At 74.3% G+C, this 21,697-nt stretch carries 20 protein-coding genes and 3 pseudogenes; 15 read left to right on the top strand and 8 right to left on the bottom strand.

Features of this window, described 5'->3' with window-relative positions; genetic code table 11:
- Nucleotides 1-52: 52 nt before the first annotated feature.
- Nucleotides 53-1,351 (bottom strand): deoxyguanosinetriphosphate triphosphohydrolase, encoded by a 1,299-nt coding sequence (locus tag Srubr_RS37770; RefSeq protein WP_189996851.1) that lies wholly within the window; start codon nt 1,349-1,351, stop codon nt 53-55.
- 69 nt (nt 1,352-1,420) lie between these two features.
- Nucleotides 1,421-2,209, bottom strand: a complete 789-nt coding sequence (locus Srubr_RS37765; RefSeq protein ID WP_189996852.1) for a sirohydrochlorin chelatase — start codon at nt 2,207-2,209, stop codon at nt 1,421-1,423.
- A 204-nt stretch (nt 2,210-2,413) separates the two neighbouring features.
- Between Srubr_RS37765 and Srubr_RS37760 the strand changes: the two genes are divergently transcribed.
- The 6 genes and pseudogenes from Srubr_RS37760 to Srubr_RS37735 all read left to right on the top strand — a co-directional run bounded on the left by Srubr_RS37760 (nt 2,414) and on the right by Srubr_RS37735 (nt 8,633).
- A complete protein-coding gene (locus Srubr_RS37760; protein WP_189996853.1) occupies nt 2,414-3,127 on the top strand; it encodes a SanA/YdcF family protein in 714 nt (237 codons plus the stop codon).
- Between the two features lie 264 nt (nt 3,128-3,391).
- Nucleotides 3,392-5,584, top strand: a complete 2,193-nt coding sequence (locus Srubr_RS37755; RefSeq protein ID WP_189996854.1) for a molybdopterin oxidoreductase family protein — start codon at nt 3,392-3,394, stop codon at nt 5,582-5,584.
- Between the two features lie 71 nt (nt 5,585-5,655).
- Nucleotides 5,656-6,492 carry an arylamine N-acetyltransferase family protein gene (locus Srubr_RS37750; protein ID WP_189996855.1) on the top strand — a complete coding sequence of 279 codons (837 nt, stop codon included), beginning with the start codon at nt 5,656-5,658 and terminating at the stop codon, nt 6,490-6,492.
- Between the two features lie 46 nt (nt 6,493-6,538).
- Nucleotides 6,539-6,934, top strand: a pseudogene (locus Srubr_RS37745) (M4 family metallopeptidase); the annotation flags it as partial.
- 325 nt (nt 6,935-7,259) lie between these two features.
- Nucleotides 7,260-7,814 (top strand): hypothetical protein, encoded by a 555-nt coding sequence (locus tag Srubr_RS37740; RefSeq protein WP_189996856.1) that lies wholly within the window; start codon nt 7,260-7,262, stop codon nt 7,812-7,814.
- 123 nt (nt 7,815-7,937) lie between these two features.
- On the top strand, nt 7,938-8,633 hold the full coding sequence (locus Srubr_RS37735) for a class F sortase (protein WP_189996857.1): 696 nt from the start codon (nt 7,938-7,940) through the stop codon (nt 8,631-8,633).
- A 17-nt stretch (nt 8,634-8,650) separates the two neighbouring features.
- Here Srubr_RS37735 and Srubr_RS37730 read toward each other — a convergent pair whose 3' ends face one another.
- Nucleotides 8,651-8,998 (bottom strand): winged helix-turn-helix transcriptional regulator, encoded by a 348-nt coding sequence (locus Srubr_RS37730; protein WP_189996858.1) that lies wholly within the window; start codon nt 8,996-8,998, stop codon nt 8,651-8,653.
- A 98-nt stretch (nt 8,999-9,096) separates the two neighbouring features.
- Between Srubr_RS37730 and Srubr_RS37725 the strand changes: the two genes are divergently transcribed.
- From Srubr_RS37725 to Srubr_RS37700, 6 genes are all read left to right on the top strand, one after another.
- Complete coding sequence (locus Srubr_RS37725) at nt 9,097-10,002, top strand: NAD(P)-dependent oxidoreductase (protein ID WP_189996859.1); 906 nt, start codon at nt 9,097-9,099, stop codon at nt 10,000-10,002.
- A 175-nt stretch (nt 10,003-10,177) separates the two neighbouring features.
- The gene (locus Srubr_RS37720) at nt 10,178-11,392 is read left to right on the top strand and encodes an NAD(P)/FAD-dependent oxidoreductase (protein WP_189996860.1); all 1,215 of its coding nucleotides are present in this window, start codon (nt 10,178-10,180) and stop codon (nt 11,390-11,392) included.
- Nucleotides 11,393-14,002 carry a nitrite reductase large subunit NirB gene (nirB, locus tag Srubr_RS37715; protein WP_189996861.1) on the top strand — a complete coding sequence of 870 codons (2,610 nt, stop codon included), beginning with the start codon at nt 11,393-11,395 and terminating at the stop codon, nt 14,000-14,002.
- Entirely contained in the window at nt 13,999-14,352 is a 354-nt protein-coding gene (gene nirD, locus Srubr_RS37710; RefSeq protein ID WP_189996862.1) for a nitrite reductase small subunit NirD, read from the top strand. Before nirB ends, nirD begins: the two co-directional genes overlap by 4 nt.
- A 48-nt stretch (nt 14,353-14,400) precedes the next feature.
- Complete coding sequence (locus tag Srubr_RS37705; protein WP_189996863.1) at nt 14,401-14,985, top strand: TetR/AcrR family transcriptional regulator; 585 nt, start codon at nt 14,401-14,403, stop codon at nt 14,983-14,985.
- 87 nt (nt 14,986-15,072) lie between these two features.
- Nucleotides 15,073-15,840: an SDR family NAD(P)-dependent oxidoreductase gene (locus Srubr_RS37700; protein ID WP_189996864.1), complete on the top strand. Its 768-nt coding sequence runs from the start codon at nt 15,073-15,075 to the stop codon at nt 15,838-15,840.
- 88 nt (nt 15,841-15,928) lie between these two features.
- Here Srubr_RS37700 and Srubr_RS37695 read toward each other — a convergent pair whose 3' ends face one another.
- From Srubr_RS37695 to Srubr_RS37685, 3 genes are read right to left on the bottom strand one after another with little or no spacing between them, the layout of a single operon-like run.
- Nucleotides 15,929-16,762 carry a carbohydrate ABC transporter permease gene (locus tag Srubr_RS37695; RefSeq protein WP_189996865.1) on the bottom strand — a complete coding sequence of 278 codons (834 nt, stop codon included), beginning with the start codon at nt 16,760-16,762 and terminating at the stop codon, nt 15,929-15,931.
- Nucleotides 16,755-17,657 carry a carbohydrate ABC transporter permease gene (locus Srubr_RS37690; RefSeq protein WP_189996866.1) on the bottom strand — a complete coding sequence of 301 codons (903 nt, stop codon included), beginning with the start codon at nt 17,655-17,657 and terminating at the stop codon, nt 16,755-16,757. The genes Srubr_RS37695 and Srubr_RS37690 overlap by 8 nt, the downstream gene beginning before the upstream one ends.
- On the bottom strand, nt 17,654-18,895 hold the full coding sequence (locus Srubr_RS37685; protein ID WP_189996957.1) for an ABC transporter substrate-binding protein: 1,242 nt from the start codon (nt 18,893-18,895) through the stop codon (nt 17,654-17,656). Before Srubr_RS37685 ends, Srubr_RS37690 begins: the two co-directional genes overlap by 4 nt.
- A gap of 216 nt (nt 18,896-19,111) precedes the next feature.
- Between Srubr_RS37685 and Srubr_RS37680 the strand changes: the two genes are divergently transcribed.
- On the top strand, nt 19,112-19,690 hold the full coding sequence (locus tag Srubr_RS37680) for a DUF4232 domain-containing protein (RefSeq protein WP_189996867.1): 579 nt from the start codon (nt 19,112-19,114) through the stop codon (nt 19,688-19,690).
- Between the two features lie 93 nt (nt 19,691-19,783).
- Here the strand turns inward: Srubr_RS37680 and Srubr_RS37675 are convergent.
- Nucleotides 19,784-20,171, bottom strand: a pseudogene (locus tag Srubr_RS37675) (cupin domain-containing protein).
- Nucleotides 20,168-20,683, bottom strand: coding sequence for an MFS transporter (locus Srubr_RS41180; protein ID WP_308439911.1), 516 nt, complete (start codon nt 20,681-20,683; stop codon nt 20,168-20,170). The pseudogene Srubr_RS37675 and the gene Srubr_RS41180 overlap by 4 nt, the downstream one beginning before the upstream one ends.
- On the opposite strand from Srubr_RS41180, the pseudogene Srubr_RS41175 reads away from it, so the two are divergent.
- Together Srubr_RS41175 and Srubr_RS37665 are read left to right on the top strand one after the other, a co-directional pair.
- Nucleotides 20,669-20,920: pseudogene (locus tag Srubr_RS41175) on the top strand (TetR/AcrR family transcriptional regulator C-terminal domain-containing protein); the annotation flags it as partial. The gene Srubr_RS41180 and the pseudogene Srubr_RS41175 sit on opposite strands and share 15 nt — an antisense overlap.
- 143 nt (nt 20,921-21,063) lie before the next feature.
- Complete coding sequence (locus Srubr_RS37665) at nt 21,064-21,528, top strand: excalibur calcium-binding domain-containing protein (protein WP_189996868.1); 465 nt, start codon at nt 21,064-21,066, stop codon at nt 21,526-21,528.
- Nucleotides 21,529-21,697 lie beyond the last annotated feature (169 nt).

The raw sequence follows: 21,697 nt of genomic DNA, 5'->3' as shown, positions 1-21,697 counted from the left end.
TGATGCGGGAAGAGGGTGTGACCCGATCAGGCCACGGACGGTCACTTACCGTTCACCGGCGTCCCGTCAGTCTCGCGTGCAACGACAGCGCGGAGGCGTCGGTGAGGGAGGCGATCTGGTCGACGATCACCCGCTTGCGCGCCCGGTCGTCGTCCGCCGCGTCGAACAGCGCGCGGAACTGGGGGTCCAGTCCGGCGGGCGCGCGGGCGGTCAGCGCCTCGGCCAGCTCGGCGACGATCACCCGCTGGTCGGCGCGCAGCCGCTCCTGCTCGGCGCGCTGCATCACATACCGGTCCGCGACCGCCTTGAGCACCGCGCACTCCATCCGGGTCCCGCGGGGTACGACCAGCCGGGCGGCGTACCGGGTGAGCCGGCCCGTGCCGTACGCGGCGCGCGTCGCGGTCTCGGCGGCCAGGCAGAACCGGCCGATGAGCTGGCTGGTGGCGTCCTTCAGCCGGGCCTGGGCGACGGCCGTGCCGTCGTAGCCGTGCGGCCACCACTCCGCGTCCTGGAGGCGGTCCAGCGCGGCGGAGAGTTCGGCCGGGTCGGTGCCGGCGGGAACGTAGCGGCCGACGGCCACCTCGAACACCGCCCGCCGTTCCGGCTCCGCGTGCAGGCAGCCCGGGTCGATGTGCCCGGCGTGCAGTCCGTCCTCGACGTCGTGCACCGAGTAGGCCACGTCGTCCGACCAGTCCATGACCTGCGCCTCGAAGCAGGTGCGGGTGCCGGGGGCGTGGGCCCGGACCCAGTCGAACACGGCGCGGTCGTCGTCGTACACGCCGAACTTCGGGGACGTGGGCTCGGTGGGGTGCGCGCCGCGCGGCCAGGGGTACTTGGTGGCGGCGTCGAGGGTGGCGCGGGTCAGGTTCAGGCCGACGGAACGGTCCTCGGTGAACCGTTTCGGCTCGATGCGGGTGAGGAGCCTGAGGGACTGGGCGTTGCCCTCGAAGCCGCCGCAGTCGTCGGCGAACTCGTTCAGCGCGGTCTCGCCGTTATGGCCGAAGGGGGGATGGCCGAGGTCGTGGGCGAGACAGGCCGCCTCCACCAGGTCCGGGTCGCAGCCGAGGGCCGCGCCCAGCTCCCGGCCCACCTGGGCGCACTCCAGGGAGTGGGTGAGCCGGGTGCGCGGGCTCGCGTCCCACGCCTGGCTCCGGGTTCCCGGGGTCACCACCTGCGTCTTGCCGGCCAGGCGGCGCAGGGCGGCGGAGTGCAGGATGCGGGCGCGGTCGCGCTGGAAGGCGGTGCGGCCGGGGCGTTTGTCGGGTTCGGGAGCCCAGCGTTCGGCTGACGCCGGGTCGTACGCCGGGTCGTACGCCGGGTCGTCTGCGGTGGAGAGTGCGGTGCCTTCCATGGGTCGACAGTAAGCCTGATCGCCTGCCCGGTCTTCACCGCGGGCGGCTGCACGGCGGCCCGCGCCCCCTCAGGCGGCCTCGGCCCACCGCGCCGACAGGCTCCGCTCGTAACGGTGCAGGACCAGGCGGGCCATCGCCTCGTGGGCGCCGAGCGGCGCGGAGGCGATCCAGGGCGCCTGGGCGGCGCACTGCGTCGCGAAGCGGCCCGGAGCCGTGAAGCAGGAGGCGACCGCCACCCGGTGCCGGCCCCCGGCCGCCAGGGCGCGCAGAGCCGCCGGGACCGTCGGGGCCGCCGCCGAGGCGTACGCGGGGACGACCGGGACGCCCAGGCGGGCGGCCAGGAGGCGGGCCGTGCGGCGGGTGTCCGCGGCCGAGTCCGGGTCACGGGAGCCCGCCGCCGCGAGGACGACCGCGGTCGTGCGGCGGGCGGTGCCGTCCAGGGCGGCCGGCCAGCCGGACTCGGTGAGACGGGCGTGCAGGGCCTCGGCGAGCAGCGGGTGCGGGCCGAGCGGGGCGGCCACGCTCGCGCGTACCGGCGCGGCGGCGGCCAGCTCCGGGATGTCCCGCTTGACGTGGTAGCCCCGGGCGAGGAGCAGCGGGACGAGGACGGCGCGGGTGCCGCCGAGGGCCGCGAGGGTGTCGGGCAGCAGGGGCTCGTTCAGCTCGATGTGCCCCAGGCGGACCGGCAGGCCGGGGCGCAGCGCGCGGACCCGCGCCATCAGGGCCCGTACGGTGCGAAGCGCCCGCGGGTCGCGGCTGCCGTGGGCGACCAGGACCAGGGCGGGCGGTGCCGGGCGGCGGCCGCCCGGCGCGGAGACCGGCCGGGTGCGGGTGCGGGAGGGGATCGACGCCGTCATGGCAGGATCCTGGCCCGCGCGGGTTGCGCCCCCGTTGCCGGGCCGTCACGGGCGTTTTCCGCACCTTCACCCCGGCCGGCGGCGGGGTGTGAGGAGAACCGGACGGGTGCGGGGGGCGTCTTCACTCGGTCGGGGGCGGCGGTCGGGGCGTCGTATTTCGGGACGGTCAGGGGAACGTCGTATTCAGGTTCAGGGGGACGTCGTATGAGAATCCGTCGGCCGGGATGGCCGCGCCTGCCGCGATGGCTGCGCCTGCCGCGATGGCCGCGTACCCGGGCCGGGCAGCGGCGGGTGCTGTGGGCCCTGATGGCCGGGTGCGTGCTGGCGCTGCTGCCGGCGACCTGGCTGCGCCTGTCCACGGCGGACCGGCTGCGGACCACGGCGGACGTGCCGCGCACCGAGGTCGCGGTGGTGTTCGGGGCGGGGCTGTGGGACGGGGAGCCGTCGCCGTACCTCGCGCACCGGCTGGACGCGGCGGTGACGCTGTACCAGGCGGGGCGGATCGAGGTCGTCCTGGTCACCGGGGACAACAGCCGCGAGGACTACGACGAGCCCGACGCCATGCGCGCCTATCTGACGGAACGCGGCGTGCCGGACCGGCGGATCGTCAGCGACTACGCGGGCTTCGACACCTGGGACTCCTGCGTGCGGGCCAGGCGGATCTTCGGGGTGGACCGGGCGGTGCTGATCAGCCAGGACTTCCACATCCGGCGGGCCGTGGCGCTGTGCGAGGCGGCGGGGGTGGCCTCGTACGGCGTCGGGGTGGCCGCCGAGCACGACGTGACCTGGTACTACGGCGGGACGCGTGAGCTGTTCGCGGCGGGCAAGGCGGCGCTGGACGCGGTGTTCCGGCCGGACCCGCGGTTCCTCGGGCCCCGGGAGCCGGGAGTGGCGCGGGCGCTGGCGACGGGCCGGTGACGACGCCTCACGGCGGGCGGACGGTAACGGCTCACCCTGGCGTGGCGGACGGTAACGGCTTGCCCCGGCGGGCCGATCGGTGACGGCTCCCTCACGGCGGGCCGGGCCATGACGTGCCCGTACGGCGGGCCGGGCCGTGCCGCTCCCCACGGCGGGCCGTGCCGCTCCCTCACGGTGGGCCGGGTGGCGTGGGGAGGGCGCCGTGCCGGGGGTGTAACCGGACGCGACCGGGGGCCGTAACACGCCGGACGCACGCTGGGCGGCATGGAGAAGACCTCGACGCCCACCCACTGCCCGTACTGCGCCTTGCAGTGCGGGATGAACATCACGCCCCTGCCCCAGGGAGGCGTCGAGGTCACCGAACGCGCGGACTTCCCGGTCAACCGGGGCGCGCTGTGCGGCAAGGGCCGTACGGCGGCCGAGGTGCTGTCCCCGGCGGTACGGCTGACCACCCCGCTGGTGCGGGAGGGCGGCCGGCTGGTGCCGGCGGACTGGCCCGAGGCGCTGGACCGGATCGCCGGCCGGCTGGCCGCGACCCGGGAGCGGTACGGCCCGGACGCGCTCGGCGTGTTCGGCGGGGGCGGGCTGACCAACGAGAAGGCGTACGCGCTGGGCAAGTTCGCCCGGGTGGTGCTGGGCACCTCGCAGATCGACTACAACGGCCGGTTCTGCATGTCGTCTGCCGCGGCGGCGGGCACCAAGGCGTTCGGGCTGGACCGGGGGCTGCCGTTCCCGCTGGAGGACATCCCGAGGACGGGCTGTGTGATCCTCGTCGGCTCCAACCTGGCCGAGACCATGCCGCCGTCGCTGCGGTTCTTCACCGAGCTGCGGGAGAACGGCGGCACGCTGATCGTCGTCGACCCGCGCCGGACGCGGACGGCGGACCAGGCGGACCTGCACCTCGCGCCCCGCCCCGGCACCGACCTGGCCCTCGCCCTCGGCCTGCTGCACCTGGTGGTGGCCGAGGGGCGGACGGACGAGGAGTACATCCGGGAGCGGACCACGGGGTGGGAGGAGGCCCGGGCCGCGGCGATGGCGCACTGGCCGGAGTACGTGGAGCGGATCACCGGGGTCCCGGTTCCCCGGCTGCGCGAGGCCGTACGGATGTTCTGCGAGCCCGAGGCGGCGATGGTGCTCACCGCGCGCGGACCGGAACAGCAGTCCAAGGGCACGGACACGGTGGGCGCGTGGATCAACCTGTGCCTGGCGACCGGGCGGGCGGGGCGCCCGCTGTCCGGGTACGGCTGTCTGACCGGGCAGGGCAACGGGCAGGGCGGGCGCGAACACGGCCAGAAGGCCGACCAGTTGCCCGGCTACCGCAAGCTGGACGACCCGGCGGCGCGGCGGCACGTGGCCGGGGTGTGGGGCGTGGACCCGGACAGTCTGCCGGGCCCGGGGCGCAGCGCGTACGAACTCCTCGACGCGCTCGGCACGGACGTGCGGACGCTGCTGCTGATGGGCTCCAACCCGGTGGTGTCGGCCCCGCGCGCGGCCCACGTCGAAAAGCGGCTGCGCTCGCTGGACTTCCTGGCCGTGGCCGACGTCGTGCTGTCGGAGACGGCGGAACTGGCGGACGTGGTGCTGCCGGTGACCCAGTGGGCGGAGGAGACGGGCACGACGACCAGCCTGGAGGGCCGGGTGCTGCTGCGCCGCCGGGCGGTCGCCCCGCCCGCGGGCGTCCGCAGCGACCTGTACGTCCTGCACGAGCTGGCCGGCCGGCTCGGCGTGGAGAAGGGCTTCTCGACCGACCCGGAGGAGGTCTTCGCGGAGCTGCGCCGCGCCAGCGCGGGCGGCCCGGCGGACTACTCGGGCATCACCTACCGCCGCCTGGCCGAGGAGAACGGCGTCTTCTGGCCGTGCCCGGAGGAACCGGCCGGGACGCCTGGAGCCGACGGCGGGGACGCACCCCGGGTCCCCCCGTCCGAGGGCCGGGCGCACGCCGGCGCGGCCGACGCCTCGGACACCTCGGACCCCGTACGCCATCCCGGCACCCCCCGCCTCTTCCTCGACCGTTTCGCCACCCCGGACGGGCGGGCCCGGTTCGTGGCCGTGGCGCACCGGGCGACCGCCGAGGAGCCGGACGCCGAGTACCCGCTGCTGCTGACCACCGGCCGGGTGGTGTCCCAGTACCAGTCGGGGGCGCAGACCCGGCGCGTGGCGGAGTTGAACGCGGCGGCGCCGGGACCGTTCGTGGAGCTGCACCCCCGGCTCGCGGCCCGGCTGGGCGCGGCCGACGGCGATCCGCTGGCCGTGGTCTCGCGGCGCGGCCGGGCCGTGGCGCCGGCCCGGATCACCGACACGATCCGCCCGGACACCGTCTTCATGCCCTTCCACTGGCCGGGCGAGGGCCGCGCCAACACCCTCACCAACCCGGCGCTGGACCCCACGTCCCGGATGCCGGAGTTCAAGTCGTGCGCGGTGCGGGTGGAGCGCGTGGAGGTCGTACCGCGGTCGTAGGGCCACGGTCGGAGCGCGCTTCGGCCGGGGGGCCGCGGCGGGCGGGGTGCGGGCTCGCGTAGGTTCGGGGTATGTCCGACAAAGAGCAGTACGACCTCGACGCCTACCTGGACCGGATCGGCTTCAAGGGCGAGCGGCGGGCCGACCTGGCCACCCTGCGGGGCATGCACCTGGCGCATTCGCTGGCGCTGCCCTTCGAGAACCTGGACCCGGTGACGGGCACGGCCCCCTCCCTGGCGCCCGGGGACCTGATGGCGAAGATGGTGCGCGGGCGGCGCGGCGGCTACTGCTACGAGCACAACACCCTGCTGCGGCTGGCGCTGGAGGCGCTCGGGTTCGGGGTGACCCCGCTGGCCGGCCGGGTGGTGCTGGGCGCCGAGGGCCCGCCCGGGAGCCGGCCGCGCACGCACGCGATGCTCCGGGTGGAGGTGGCGGGCGAGCCGTGGCCGTACCTGGCGGACGTGGGCTTCGGCGCGGTCGGCGCGCTGCTGCTGCCGGTGCCGCTGGTGTCCGGGACCGAGTACGAGGGCGCCGGGCGCCGGCACCGGCTGGTGCCGCTGCCGCACGAGGGGCCGCTGGAACTGTGGGAGTTGCAGGCGCGGGACCGGCTGACCGGGGGGTGGACCGGGCAGTACGCTTTCACCCTGGAGCCGTTCACGGCGGGCGACTTCGAGGTGTTCAACTGGTTCGTCGCCACCCACCCGCGCTCCCCGTTCACCCGCCGCCCCTACCTCCAGCGGACCCTGCCCGACGGCCGCCACCTCTCCCTGGACGGCGCCCGCCTGACGGAGACCCTCACCGACGGAACGGTCACCGAGCGGGCCCTGACCGAGGAGACCGAGGCACGGCGGGTGGTGGAGGAGCGGTTCGGGGTCGCGGTGCCGGCCGGGCTGACGCTGCTGGGCTGAGCCTCGCTTCGGCGAACTACACCGGTGACGCGGAGAACAAGAACCCGGCTTCGGCAAGGCGGCGCTGCGCTTCATGGACAAGCCCTCCCGGGACGGCGGTTCGGCGGACTACTGGAGTCCGTCGGTCGGCGACCTCGACGTCCACTACTCCTCCGGCGTCGCCAACCACTTCGCCTACCTGCTCGCCGAGGGCAGCGGCGCGAAGGCCGTCAACGGCGTCGGCTACGACTCGCCGACCTACGACGGCTCCGCCGTCACCGGCATCGGCCGGGACAAGGTCGGCGAGATCCGGTACCGGGCACTGACGGTCTACATGACGTCCTCCACCAACTACAAGGGCGCCCGCACGGCGACCCTGAACGCGGCGAAGGACCTCTACGGCGCGGGCGGCACGGAGTACAACGCCGTGGCGGCGGCCTGGAGCGCGGTCAACGTCAGCTGACCTCCGCCGTCCGCACATCGGGGCCGGTGTCCGCTCGGGCACCGGCCCCGGTGCGTGTACCGGCGGGCGCGCTGACGTGATGTCACCCGTTCACCGATGCCGCCACTCCATTCGTGTTCTTTTCATACTTCTTCCTTCCGGCCGTCCCGCACCCACGCCTGACCTGCCGGAACACCGCACGGGCTCACCCGGGCGGGCGGCCGGGCCGCCACCCGTTCACCGCATTCCCGACGCCTCCTCGGCAAGCGGGCCGACCGCCGAGCCACTTATCTCGGAAGGGCAGGGGCGCACCCCTGGACGAGTCGGACAAGCTCTGGGGAGCACCATGCGACGCACTGCCCGTCTCCTGGCCGGTACCGCGCTCGCCGTGGCCGCCACGGCACCCGCCCACGCCGCCCACGCCGTGGCCGCGACGGACCCGGCGGCACCGCTCACGGCCGCCCCGGCCGACCGGCTGGAGGTCCGGCCGGCCACCGTGACGCCCGGCGGCGAGATCACCGTGAGCACGGCCGCGTGCGGGTCCCCGGGCGCCGCGACCGGGGACGCGGGCGCGGTCGGCGCCGGCACCTTCCCGCTGGCGCCCGGCACCGGCGAAGGACGGCTGTCCGGCCGGTTCCGGGTGCCGCCGAGCGCCCAGCCGGGCACGTACGAGATCGTCGCCCGGTGTGCCGAGGGGGACCGGCAGGTGGCGGGCGACCTGGTGGTGGCGCTCAGCGCGGCGCACGGGCAGGTGCAGCCGCGGGGAAGCGTGAAGACAGGGGTCGGCGGCGGGCTGGGCCCCGACCCCGTGCAGACCACGGCGGGTGTGGCGGCACTGGCCGTCGCCGCCGCGGGCGGTACCTGGCTCCTGCATCGCCGGGCGAGAGGCGACGGGATCTGACGGACACCCTCCGCTGTCCGTCCACCGGTACCGCACATCCCGCCCCCTCCGGGTCCGACGCCCCTCGCGGCCCGGAGGGGGCGGGCATCCGACAGGGGGTCGCCTGATGGAGAGGGGTCGCGCATGCGTGCTGGGACGGCCGGGGGCGCCGGAAGAACCAAGCGTCGCCATGGGCATGTACCCGGGCACGAGCGGGGCCGGCGGGCCCGGCTCGGGGACGCCGTCATAGCCGCCGTCACCGTGGCGGCCCTCGGCTCGGGGGTGTGGCTGCTGGCCGGCACCGGTCCGCGCACCCCGCCGCAGCCGACGGCCGCCGAGGGCCGGGCCGAGCCCGGCGGCGACCGGCAGGCGGCCCCCGCCCTCGCGCCCTCGCCGCCGCTGCGCGTCCGCATCCCCGCGATCCGCGTCGACGCGCCCCTGACCGGCCTGTCCCTCACCCCTTCCGGCAGCCTGGACGCCCCGCCCGCCGGGGAGCGCAACCTGGCCGGCTGGTACGAGGCCGGGACCACGCCCGGGGAGACGGGCACCGCGATCGTCGCCGGCCATGTCGACAACGCCGACGGTCCCGCCGTCTTCTACCGCCTCGGCGCACTCAAGCGGGGCGACCGCGTCGAGGTGGACCGCCGGGACGGCACCGTGGCGCTGTTCACGGTGGACGCGGTGGAGGTGTACTCGGCCCGCGGCTTCCCCGACGACAAGGTGTACGGCGCCGCCCCCCGCCCCGAACTCCGCGTCATCACCTGCGGCGGCGGCTATTCGAAGACCACCGGTTACCAGGGCAACGTGGTGGTGTTCGCGCACCTGACGGGGAGCCGCTGAGCGCGCTCCGCGCGCCCTCAGCGCACCGCCGGCTCCACGCCCAGGACATGCCTCTTCCCCCACACGCCCAGCGGCGCCAGCGCCTCGTTCAGCTGGTGGCCGATCTCGGTCAGCGAGTACTCGACGCGGGGCGGCACCTCCGCGTAGTCCTCGCGGTGCACGATCCCGTCGGCCTCCAGTTCGCGCAGCTGCGCGGCGAGCACCTTCTCCGTGACGCCCGGCAGCAGCCGGCGCAGTTCCCCGAACCGCCGGACGCCCTCCTCTCCCAGCGCCCACAGGATCGACACCTTCCACTTGCCGTCGATGATGTCCATCGCCGCGTCGGTGCCGCAGACGTACGACCCCGGCCGTCGTCCCACCGGCATGCCGTTCCCCCTTCCGACCCGCAGGCTTTCCCGCGGGTAACCACCCACTCCAAAGTACGTACTTACGCGCGGTGACTCTCCGGAGGAGCCTAGTCGTCATGAGCGACAACCTCCCTTCCTCCGGCCCCCGTACCTCCCTGACCCTGCTCGGCACCGGTGCCATGGGCACCGCCCTCGGCCGCGCCTGGCTCGCCGCCGGGCACCCCCTGACCGTCTGGAACCGCACGCCGGAGCGGACGGCCGCGCTGACCGCCGAGGGCGCGGTGGCCGCCGACAGCGCGGCGGCGGCCGTGGCCGCGAACCGGCTCGTCGTGGCCTGCCTGCTGGACGACGCCTCGGTGGGCGCCGCCCTGGAGGGCGCCGACCTGGCCGGCCGGGACCTGGTGAACCTCACCACCGGCACCCCGGCCGACGCCCGCGCCCGTGCCGCCTGGGCCGCGGAGCGGGGCGCCCGGCTGCTGGACGGCGGGATCATGGCCGTACCGCCGATGATCGGCGCGCCCGGTGCCTTCGTGTTCTACAGCGGTGACCCGGAGCTGTTCGAGGAGCACCGGGACACCCTCGCCGTCCCGGCCGGCACCGAGTACGTGGGCGCCGATGCCGGGCTCGCCGCGCTGCACGACGTGGCGCTGCTGACCGGCATGTACGGCATGTTCGCGGGGATCACGAGCGCGTTCGCGCTGATGCGGGAGGCGGACGTGGCCCCCAAGGACTTCGCCCCGCTGCTCGTGCACTGGCTGAACGCGATGGCCGGCCAGGCGCACGGCATGGCCGACCGGCTGACGACCGGCGACTACACCTCCGATGTCGTCTCCAACCTCGCGATGCAGGTCGCGGGCACCGACACCCTGCTGCGCACGGCCGGGGAACAGGGGGTGAGCCCGGAGCTGATCACCCCCTTCTTCGACCTCATGCAGCGCCGCCTGGCCGACGGCCACGGCACGGAGGACACCACGGGCCTGGTGGAACTGCTGAGCACCCGCAGGCCCGCCGGGGCCCGGTGAGCCACCGGGGACCGACACCCCGGTCCCGATAACCGCGAGGTCCCGGTGAGCGCCACCGGGACCTTCGCGTGCTCCACCCCCTCACACCCCCCGCCCCGCCCCGCTGAGGGCAGCGTTCCTCCCGGGAAACAGATGTGATGCCGCCGGGTAACGTCGGGGCCGCACGCTCAAGGGCATGACCTCGAATACGCGTGTGGTGGTGATCGGCGCCGGCCTCGCGGGCGTACGGCTCGCCCGGCGGCTCGGCGAGCTGGGCACGCCCGCGCTGCTCGTCGGCGACGAGGAGCACGCGCCGTACAACCGGGTGCTGCTCGCCGAGGTGCTGGCCGGCCGGTACGCGCCGGAGGTGATCACCCTCCCGCCGCCGGCCGGCCTGCTGCGCGCCCGCGTCACCGGCATCGACCGGGCCGCCCGTACCGTCTCGTGCGCCGACGGCATGTCGATCGCCTACGACACGCTGGTCCTGGCCACCGGCTCCAACCCGGTGCTGCCCCCGCTGCGCGGCCTGTTCACGCCCGACCGGCGGCTTCCCGAGGGCGTCCACGCCTTCCGCACCCTGGACGACTGCCTGGGCCTGGCGAAGGCGGTGCGGCCGGGAATCCGCGCCGTCGTCATCGGCGGCGGCCTGCTCGGCGTCTCCGCGGCCCGCGCGCTGGCCGTCCGCGGCGCCCAGGTGGTCCTCGCCCAGCAGGCCGAACGGCTGATGGAGCGCCAGCTCGACCCGGACGCCTCCCGGCTGGTCCGGCACCACCTGACCGAGCTGGGCGTCGAAGTGCACACCGAGTGCCGGGTGCGGGACGTGCGCTGCGTGGCCGGCGCGGTCCGCTCGGTGGAGCTGGCCGACGGCTACGCCCTCGACGCCGACCTCGTCGTCCTCGCCTGCGGAGTACGCCCCCGTACCGGGCTCGCCGAGCAGGCGGGCCTCGCCGTGCGCAAGGGCGTCCTGGTGGACGACGAGCTGCGCACCTCCGACCCGTGCGTCCACGCCGTCGGCGACTGCGCCCAGCACGACGGCACGGTCTACGGCCTGGCCGCCCCGGCCCTCGAACAGGCCGAGGCGCTCGCCGAGTTGCTCGCGGGCGACGCCGGCGCGCGCTACCGCGGGACCCGTTCCCTGACCCGGCTGACCCTGACCGGTCCCGGCTCCCCCTTCGACCTCGCCGCGTTCGGCGAGACCGAGGCGCGCCCCGGCGACGACGTCGTGCGGCTCGCCGACGCCACCCGGGGCACCTACCGCAAGGTCGTCGTCCGCGACGACCGCCTGGTCGGCGGGGTCCTCGTCGGCGAACTCGGCACCGTCGGCGCGCTCGCCCGCGCCTGGGAGGGAGCGGAGCCGCTCCCCGGCGACGGGCCCCTGCTGCACCTGCTCACCAACGATGGAGGCTCCTGAATGACCGCCACCCCGGGGGCCACCCCCACGATCGTGCTCGTCGGCCACGGCATGGTCGGCCAGCGCTTCCTCGAGGCGCTGGCCGAGCGCGGCCTGACCGCCACGCACCGCGTGGTCGTGCTGTGCGAGGAGCCGCGTCCGGCGTACGACCGCGTGCAGCTCACCTCGTACTTCTCGGGAAAGACCCCCGAGGACCTCTCCCTGACCGACATGGAGTTCGTCAAGGACCACGGCATCGAGCTGCACGTAGGCGACCCGGCCGAGTCCATCGACCGCGCGGCGCGGACGGTGACCGCCCGGTCCGGCCTGGTCGTCGGCTACGACGTGCTGGTGCTGGCCACCGGCTCCTACCCGTTCGTGCCGCCGGTGCCGAACAAGGACGCCACCGGCTGCTTCGTCTACCGCACCATCGAGGACCTGCTCGCCATCGAGGAGTACGCGAAGTCCCGGGCCACCACGGGTGCCGTGGTCGGCGGCGGGCTGCTCGGCCTGGAGGCCGCCGGCGCGCTCAAGGGGCTCGGACTGAACACGCACATCGTGGAGTTCGCGCCGCGCCTGATGCCGGTGCAGGTCGACGAGGGCGGCGGCGCGGCCCTGCTGCGCACCATCGAGCAGCTGGGCCTGACGGTCCACACCGGCGTGGGCACCCAGGAGATCGTGACGGACGCCGAGGGTGCCGTGACCGGCATGAAGCTGTCCGACGGCTCCGAACTCGCCGCCGACATGGTGGTGTTCAGCGCCGGTGTCCGACCCCGCGACCAGCTCGCCCGGGACGCGGGCCTGACGGTCGGCGAGCGCGGCGGCATCGCGGTGGACGAGCGGTGCCGGTCCGTGTCCGACCCGCACGTCTTCGCGATCGGCGAGTGCGCGCTGGCCGCCGACGGCCGGGTGTACGGCCTGGTGGCGCCGGGCTACGAGCAGGCCGAGACGGCCGCGGCCACCATCGCCTCCGACGAGGCCGCCTTCACCGGCGCCGACCTGTCCACCAAGCTGAAGCTGCTCGGCGTGGACGTCGCCTCCTTCGGCGACGCGCACGGCACCACCGAGGACTGCCTGGACGTCGTCTACTCCGACTCGCGGGCGGGCCTGTACAAGAAGCTGGTCATCGGTGCGGACGGCACCCTGCTCGGCGGCATCCTGGTCGGCGACGCGGAGGCGTACGGCACCCTGCGCGCGCTCACCGGCTCGGTGCCCCCCGTCTCCCCCGAGTCGCTCGTCCTGCCCGCCGGCGCAGGCTCGGGGGCCCGGCTCGGGCCGTCCGCGCTGCCGGACGACGCGGTCATCTGCTCCTGCCACAACGTCAGCAAGGGCACCATCCGCGGCGCGGTCACCGAGCACCGGTGCACCACCGTGCCCGAGGTGAAGAAGTGCACCAAGGCCGGCACCGGCTGCGGCAGTTGTGTGAAGGTGCTGGGCCAGCTCGTCACCGCCGAGCTGGAGGCGTCCGGCGTCGAGGTCGACAAGGGCCTGTGCGGCTGCTTCGCCCAGACCCGCGAGGAGCTGTACGAGATCGTCCTCGCGCTGCGCGTCACGTCGTACCGGGAGCTGCTGGACCGCTTCGGCCGCGCCGACGCCCGGGGCGGGGAGGGCTGCGAGGTGTGCAAGCCGACGGTCGGCTCGATCATCGCCTCCCTCGCCCCCTCCATCGGCGCGAGCGGTTACGTCCTGGACGGCGAGCAGGCCGCGCTCCAGGACACCAACGACCACTTCCTCGCCAACCTCCAGAAGAACGGCTCGTACTCGGTCGTGCCGCGCATCCCCGGCGGGGAGATCGCGCCCGAGAAGCTGATCGTGATCGGCGAGATCGCCCGGGACTTCGGCCTCTACACGAAGATCACCGGCGGGCAGCGGATCGACATGTTCGGCGCCCGGGTGGAGCAACTGCCGCTGATCTGGGCCCGGCTGGTCGACGCCGGCTTCGAGTCGGGGCACGCCTACGGCAAGGCGCTGCGCACGGTGAAGTCCTGCGTGGGCTCCACCTGGTGCCGCTACGGCGTGCAGGACTCGGTGCGGATGGCGATCGACCTGGAGCTGCGCTACCGGGGCCTGAGGTCCCCGCACAAGCTGAAGTCGGCGGTCTCCGGCTGCCAGCGCGAGTGCGCGGAGGCCCAGTCGAAGGACTTCGGGGTGATCGCCACCGCGAGCGGCTGGAACCTGTACGTCGGCGGCAACGGCGGCGCCACCCCGCGCCACGCCGACCTGCTCGCCCAGGACCTGTCCGACGCCGAACTGGTCCGGTTGATCGACCGGTTCCTGATGTTCTACATCCGCACCGCCGACCGGCTGGAGCGCACCTCCACCTGGCTGGAGCGCATCCCCGGCGGCCTGGACCACGTACGGGACGTGGTGGTGCACGACTCGCTCGGCATCTGCGACGAACTGGAGCGGCTGATGCGGGAGCACGTCGCGCACTACCGGGACGAGTGGGCGGAGACCGTCAGCGACCCGGAGAAGCTGGCCCGGTTCGTGTCCTTCGTGAACGCCCCGGACACTCCCGACCCGGTGGTCTCCTTCGTCCCCGAGCGCGACCAGATCAAGCCCGACCTGCCGCTGCTGTCCATCGGGCTGCGGCCCGCCGACGACGTCCTGGAAGGAAGCGCCCAGCGATGACCCTGACAGTTGAGACGACCGGTCTGAAGGTCCAGCTCCGGCTCGCGGACGGCTGGTTCACGGTCTGCGACCTGAGCGTACTGGTCCCCGGTCGCGGGGTGGCGGCCCTGCTGCCGGACGGCCGCCAGGCGGCCCTCTTCCGGGACCGCGCGGACCGGCTGTACGCCGTCGGCAACCGCGACCCGTTCACCGGGGCGGCCGTCCTCTCCCGCGGCCTGACCGGCACCCACCAGGGCCGCCCCTTCGTGGCCTCCCCCCTACTGAAGCAGCGCTTCGACCTGGTCAGCGGCGCCTGCCTGGACGACGAGGCGGTGCGGATCGAGGTGTACGAGGTGCGCACGGCGTCGTGAGACCCAGGTATCTTGACGGATCGGTACAGTAAATCTAGGCTGCCGGGCATGGGCAGGACCAAGGAATTCGACCCGGACGCCGCACTCCAGTCGGCGCTCGAACTGTTCTGGCGGCGCGGCTACGAGGCCACCTCGATGGCCGACCTGGTCGAGCACCTCGGCATCGGCAAGGCGAGCCTGTACGCCACCTTCGGCAGCAAGCACGAGCTGTACCTGAGGGCGCTGGACCGGTACGGGCAGGCACAGAAGCCGATGCTGATCCGCGAGCTGTCCGCGCCCGGCCAGGTACTGCCGGCCGTGCGCGGCCTCGTCCGGCGGTTCGCCGCCGAGGCCGCCGCGGCGGCCACCCGGGAGCAGGGCTGCCTGGTCACCAACACGGCGGTCGAACTGGCCCCGCACGACCGGGAGGCCGCCCGCCGGGTGGAGCACAGCTGGGACACCGTCGAGACCCTGCTGCACTCCGCCCTGGTGCGCGCCCAGGCACAGGGCGAGCTGGCGCCGGACCGCGACCCACTGGCCCTCGCCCGGATGCTGTTCGTCCTGCTCCAGGGGCTCAGGGTGGTCGGCAAGGCGTCGGCGGACCCGGCCCGGGTGCGGGACGCGGCGGAGCAGGCCCTGGCACTGCTGGACTGACCCCGAGGACGCGCGCCTCTTCTTACGGAGGCGCGTTTTTCCGGCCCTCATACTGAACCGATCGTTCTAGACAAAAGGGACTTCGTCATGTCGCACCGCTTCTCCGGCCGGACCGCACTCGTCACCGGCGCCGGCTCCGGCATCGGCCGCGGGGTGGCCCTCGCCCTCGCCCGGGAGGGCGCCCAGGTCGTCGTCGCCGGCCGGCGCCGCGCCCCGCTCGACGAGACGGTGGCGCTGATCGAAGCCGAGGGCGGCAAGGCGCTCGCCGTGGCCGCCGACGTCTCCCGCGCCGCGGAGGTGCGGGACCTGGTGGCCGCCGCCGTGGACCGGTTCGGCTCGCTGGACGTGGCGGTGAACAACGCCGGTGTCCTCCAGGGCCGCGGGCGCACCGTGGGCGAGCTGCCCGAGGAGGACTGGCGCCGGATGATCGACGTCAACGTCACCGGGGTCTTCCTCGCCCTCCAGGCCGAGATCGCCCGGATGCGCACCCAGCCGAACGGCGGCGCCATCGTCAACATCGCCTCCCGGATCGGCGCGCACAGCCGGCTGCCCGGCGTCGGGGGCTACGCCGTCAGCAAGGCGGCCGTGTCGGTCCTCACCCGGTCCGCCGCCCTGGACCACATCGCCGACGGGGTGCGCATCAACGCCGTCAGCCCCGGCTCCACCGCCACCGACATGTCCTTCAAGCCCGGCGAGACCGAGGCCGACCGCGCCGCGCGGATGCGCACCGAGGTGCCGCTCGGCCGGGTCTCCACCATCGAGGAGGTGGCCGCGGCGGTGCTGTACCTCGCCTCGGACGACGCGGCCTCGGTGGTCGGCGCCGACCTGGTGATCGACGGCGGCTCCACGGCCTGAACCGGCCCGGCCCCGCGGCCCGAACCGGCCCGGCCCCGCGGGTCGGCCGGCCCCGTTCCGGACGGTCGGCCGGTCCCGTTCCGGGTGGTCAGTCGATCCCGGACCGCTCCACCCCGGCCACGATCCACCGCTGGAAGCACAGGAACACCAGCAGCAGCGGCAGGATCGACACGGCCGCCGCGAGGAACAGCTCGTGCAGCCGTACGACCTGCGCGGTGGTGAACGAGGACAGGGCCACCTGCACCGTCCAGGCGCTCTGGTCCTGCCCGATCACCAGCGGCCACAGGAAGGAGTTCCACGCGCCGAGGAACACGATCGTCCCCACGGCCGCGAACACCGGGCGGCTGTTGGGCACGACGACCCGCCAGTACGTCCGCCAGTACCCGAGCCCGTCCACCTGGGCGGCGTCCTCCAGCTCCCGGGGGAAGCCGAGGAAGTACTGCCGGAAGACGAAGCAGGCGAACGCGGAGAACAGCGTCGGCACGATCAGACCGCGCAGCGTGGAGATCCAGCCCAGCGACGACACCAGCACGAAGCTGGGCACGAAAGTGACGGCCGCCGGGACCAGCAGGGTGCCCAGGATGCCGTAGAACACCTTGCCGGCGTGCCGGTAGGGGATGCGGGCCAGGCCGTAGCCGGCGAGGGAGGCGAGCAGCAGGGTGCCGAGGGTGGTGGCGACGGCGATCAGCGCGGAGTTGAGCAGGGACCGGGCGAACGGCACCGACGGGTCCTGGAACAGCTCCTGGACGTTGCCCCACCGCACGTCGGCGGGGAAGAAGGTCCACTCCGGGGAGGTGATGTCCCGCTCGTCGGCCAGCCCGTTGCGCACCAGCAGGTAGAAGGGGATCAGGAAGAGCAGGGCGAGCGCGGTCAGCAGGGCCAGCCTGAGCGCCCGCCCGGCCCGCACCAGGGCGTCATCCATCGCCGTCCGTCCTTCCCAGCCGCAGCCAGCGTGCCTGTGCCACCGTGACGGCCGCGATGACCAGCGCCAGGATCACCGCGCCCGCGCTGCCGAGGCCCAGGTTCTGCCCCTGCCCGAGCGCGGTGTAGTAGAGGTAGACCAGCGGCGGCCGGGCGTACGGCGGGTAGCCCCGGGCGTCGGACAGCAGGTTGTAGAACTCGTCGAAGGCCTGGAAGGCGTTCACGACGAGCAGCAGCAGCACCGCCACCGAGGTGCCCCGCAGCTGCGGCAGGGTGATGTGCCGCAGCACCGTCCAGCCGGGCCGGGCCCCGTCCACGGCCGCCGCCTCGTACAGCGCCGGGTCGATCCGCTGGAGCCCGGCGAGGAACAGGATCATGTAGAACCCGGCCTGCAACCACAGCCGTACGGTGACGATGACCAGCCAGTACCAGGGCGGGTCGGTGGTGGACAGCCAGGCGACGGGGTCGCCGCCGAACCAGCCCAGCACGGTGTTCGCCAGCCCGAACCGCACCCCGTTGAAGAGCGACATCTTCCAGATCAGCGCGGCCACCACATAGCTGCACGCGGCCGGCAGGAAGAACACCGACCGGAAGAACGCCCGCGCCCACCGGACCCGGTTGACCATCAGGGCTAGGGCCAGGGAGAACCCGTAGGTGACCGGCACGATGAAGGCGGTGAAGAGCAGGAAGGTCTTCAGGCTGTCGCGGAACGCCGCGTCCCGCAGCATCGCCGCGTAGTTGTCGAGGCCGGTGAAGTGCGTGGGGGTGACGGTGTTGTGCGCGTCGAAGAAGCTCAGGCCCACGCTCCACAGCAGCGGTACGTAGGTGAACAGGGCGAGCCCGAAGGCGAACGGCCCGACGAACACCCAGAACCACAGGGCTCCGCGCCGCCTCACGCGCGCACCCTGGCGATCTCCTCCGCCACCTTCCGCACGGCCGACCGCAGTTCGCGCTCCGGGTCCGCCCCGCCCTTGATGATCCGGCTGAGGGCGTCCTGGTAGGCGGTCTGGCCGGCCGGGGTCCACAGCAGCGGCCGGGCGTAGCCGTGGTCGACGGTGAACCGTACGACGTCGGCGGCCGGGCCCTCGCGCAGCGGGGCGGCCTCGGCCGCGAGGGAGCGCCGGGCGGGGATGTGGAAGCCGTAGGAGAGCGCGAAGTCCTTCTGGTAGTCGGTGCGTTCGACCCACAGCCACTTCACGTACGCCTTGGCCAGATCCTTGTGCCGGCTGCGCGCGCTGACGGCGGCGCCGTAGGCCCCCACGGGCACGGCGGGCCGGCCGCGGTCGCCGTCCCCCGGGAACGGCAGCACCCCGAAGTCGTCGCCGAGTTCGCGCTTGATCCGGGGCAGCGCCCACAGGCCGGACCACTGCATCGCGGTGAGCCCCTGGAGGAAGGCGGAGGGGTCGGACCAGTCGGCGGGCGCGCCGAGGAGCAGGGACTCGTCGGCGTACAGCCGGTGCAGTTTGCCGAGGGTGCGGGCGGCGGCGGGATCGTCGAAGCCGACCCGGCCGTCGTCGGTGACGAGCGGGAATCCGGCGGCGTACAGGGGAGTCGCGCCCAGGACCCCGGCGCCTCCGTCGTTGCCGAGGAAGAGTCCCTTGGTCTTGCGGTCGGTGAGTTCGCGGGCGGCGTCGACGAGGGCGTCCAGGGTGGTGGGCGGCTCCACGCCGGCGTCACGCAGCAGGCTCTTGCGGTAGTACAGCAGTTGGGTGTCGATGACCTGCGGAATCCCGTAGACCCGCCCCTCGTGGGTCTTCGGCGCGAGCACGGCCGGGTTGAAGTCGTCCTTGACGCCCGCCAGCAGATCGGTGAGATCGAGGACCTGGCCGCCTCTGATCTGGTCGAGGGTGGGCCCGTCGACCTCGAAGACGTCGGGCCCGGAGTCGGTGAGGAGGGCGGCGGCGGTCTGCTGGTCGTAGTTGCCCGGCCGCCACTGCACCGAGACGTCGGCCTCGCGGAAGGCGGTGGCGTACCGCTGGACGGCCCGTTCGGTGCCCGGCTCGCCGTACTGGTGGTACCAATGGGACAGCCGGGGCCCCGAACCGCCGCCCCCGCGCCCGGTGTTCGACCCGCACGCCGTGAGGAGTCCGGCTCCCGCGCCCGCGGCCAGCAGTGTCCTGCGGCTGATCGTCATCATGTGCCCCCTGACGTCCGTCATCGATGCACGGCCCAACGATCAACCATGCGCGGCGATTACGAAAGACGCGTTGCGGCCGTGTGTCGGCGTTCGCCCCTCGCTGGGCACCCGGTACCCGTGTCCCCGGTACCGGTGCACAACTTTTCCGCTCCGGGACGCATCCAACACAGCGACCCACATGCACCCTTCGCCTCGAAGAAGGAGAATGTGCCCATGTTCTCGAAGCCGAATCCGACGACTCCGCCTCCCGGCCGGCGCCCCACGGGACGCTCCCGGGTCCCGCGCGGACGCGGCCCGGTGACCGCGCTGGCCGTCGCGCTGCTGGGCGTCACGGCGGCCGGTACCGCCTGGAGCGCGACACCGGCGGCGGCCCGGACCACGGCGGCCATACGGACCTGCGCGGTGAGCGACCTGTATCTGTCCATGGGCGCCAAGGAGGGCGCGGCCGGCTCCCTGTACTGGCCGGTCCGGTTCACCAACACCAGCACGAGCGCGTGCGCCCTGCGCGGCTACCCGGGCGTGAGCGTCCTGGACGGCGCCCACCACCGCATCGGCCCGGCGGCGAAGCACAGCGGCCGCGGCTACGGCACCGTCACCCTCTCCCCCGGCCGCACCGCCACGGCGGTCCTGCGCACGACCAACGGCCCGGTCGGCGGCCCCTGCGAGCCCACCGGCACCTACCTCCGGATCTACCCGCCGGCGTCCCGCACGGCCACCCTGGTCCCGGCCCCGTGGAAGACCTGCTCGGGGGTGTTCCAGACGGGGCCGGTGAACACGGACGGCACGTTCTGACCGAAGCACGCAGCCGGAGGCGCCCACTCACCGGAACGGGCGCCTCCGCCCCGCGTCAGGGCCGGGCACACCGCCGGACCTCGCTCGGCACCGTCAGGCCCGCCGCTCCTGGCGGGAGCCGCGCCGGCGGGTGATCGACATCAGGTCGCTCGGGGCGTCCAGTTCCAGTCGATGCCGGCGGCCCCGGGGCACGATCACGGCGGTGCCCGCCCGCAGCCGCACCATCTTCTTCCGGGCCGTCCTCGTCGAGGGGACGGACGTACAGCCGTACGCCGCCGGACAGACAGCACACGGCCTCCTCGCCGTCGGGGTGCGTCTCCCAGTGGTCGGCGTGCACATCCGCGTCCGTCTCCACGGGGAAGGCCGCCACTTGCCAGACCCCGGGGTCGCCGTCCGTCATCCGGCGGGCGCCGGCCCGGACGTCACCGTCGGGCCGGAACCGCAGCGCCGAGGCAAACAGGTCGACGGTGGTGAGGGTCATGTCGGGGTTCCTTCCAGTCGGTTGCCGGCACGGACGGCGGGCTGCCGCACCTCGCCGGGTGCGGTCGGCCCGCGCCTGGGCAGTACGCCGATCGCCACGGCCGCCGCCGGCACGAAGAGACCCGCGCTGACGGCCAGGCCCAGTGCGTAACCGGCGGTGGGGTCGGCGGCAGCGCCGGTGCGACGGGCGGCGACCGTGGCGAGGACGGCGAGGCCCAGACATCCCCCGAGCTGTCGGGCGCTGTCGAGCACACCGGAGGCCGTTCCGGCCTCCTCGGGGCGGATTCCGGTGGTCGCGGCGGCTGCCGCGGGGGCCGGCACCAGCCCGGCACCGAGGCTGGTGAGCAGGGACGGGCCGAGCACATCGGTGAGGAAGCCGCCGTGCGGGCCGATGCGGGCGAACCAGGCCGGGCCCGCGGTGGCGAGCAGGGAGCCGGTGACCAGCGAGGCGCGGGGCGAGCGGGCGGCGGTGACACGGGTCGCGACCGCGGTGCCCGCGACCAGGCGGTCCACGCCTACCGCGCCATCTGGTACTACACGGCCGGTGAAATCCTGGTCCGCGCGACAGCGAGCCGGCGCCGCACGACCGACGCCCGGGCCACCTATCGTGACCGGGTCTTCATCGACTTGGACCCGGCCGAACTCCCCCACCTGTCCCAAGTCGCCGACCGCTGGGCGGGCCTGACCGCGGAAGACACCTACGAACTCGGCCTGCGTGCACTGCTGAACGGCTTCTCGGCCACCCATTGAGCCGAGCCGCACGGCATTGACTCTCACTCCTCCTTTTGTTCATCACGAAACCATCACTCGCCTTCACAGGCGGCGCCCCGCAATTACGGTGGTCGGCACGTGCCACCGCCCGGGGTACGCGCCATCGCCTGAGGGGGGCACCCATGACGAACCCGTACATCCCGCCGTCCACGCCGGCCGCGCCCCGGAGCCCCCGGTGGGCCCGGAAGCGCTACGCGCTCCCCGCCCTCGCCCTCGCGCTCTTCGTCGGCGTGGGCATAGGCGCCGCGGGCGAGGACCCCGCGTCCGACACGAAGCCGACCGCCGCCCAGCCCCGCCCGACCGTGACCGTCACGGCGACAGCCACGGCCACGCACACCGCGGACCCCGAGCCCGCTCCCACCGTGACCGAGACCCGTACCGTGAAGGTCACCACGACCGTCACGGCCCAGCCGGCGTCCGGCGGCGGCACGTCCGGCGGCGAAGCCGCCGACGCCGACGGCTCCGGCAGCGTCCCCTACGCCAACTGCACCGCGGCCCGCGCCGCCGGCGACACCCCCCTGTACGCGGGCGACCCGGGCTACGACTCCCACCTCGACCGGGACGGCGACGGCGTGGCCTGCGAGTGACCGAGCCGGCCCTGGCCATCACCTCGCCCCGGAGGCGACCCGGGCCGTCGACGCGTGCGCCCGCGCGCTGGACGGCACCGAGGAGGTACGCGCCCGTGCCGGGCGGTCCGCCGACACCCGGGCGGTGAGCGGGCGGGACGCGCAAAGGGGCGGCACCCCCGCACTGGGG

It is taken from the genome of Streptomyces rubradiris (assembly GCF_016860525.1).
Taxonomy (GTDB): Bacteria; Actinomycetota; Actinomycetes; order Streptomycetales; family Streptomycetaceae; genus Streptomyces; species Streptomyces rubradiris.
The sequence above is the reverse complement of the archived record's forward strand: the minus strand, read 5'-3'. Positions and strand labels throughout refer to the sequence as shown.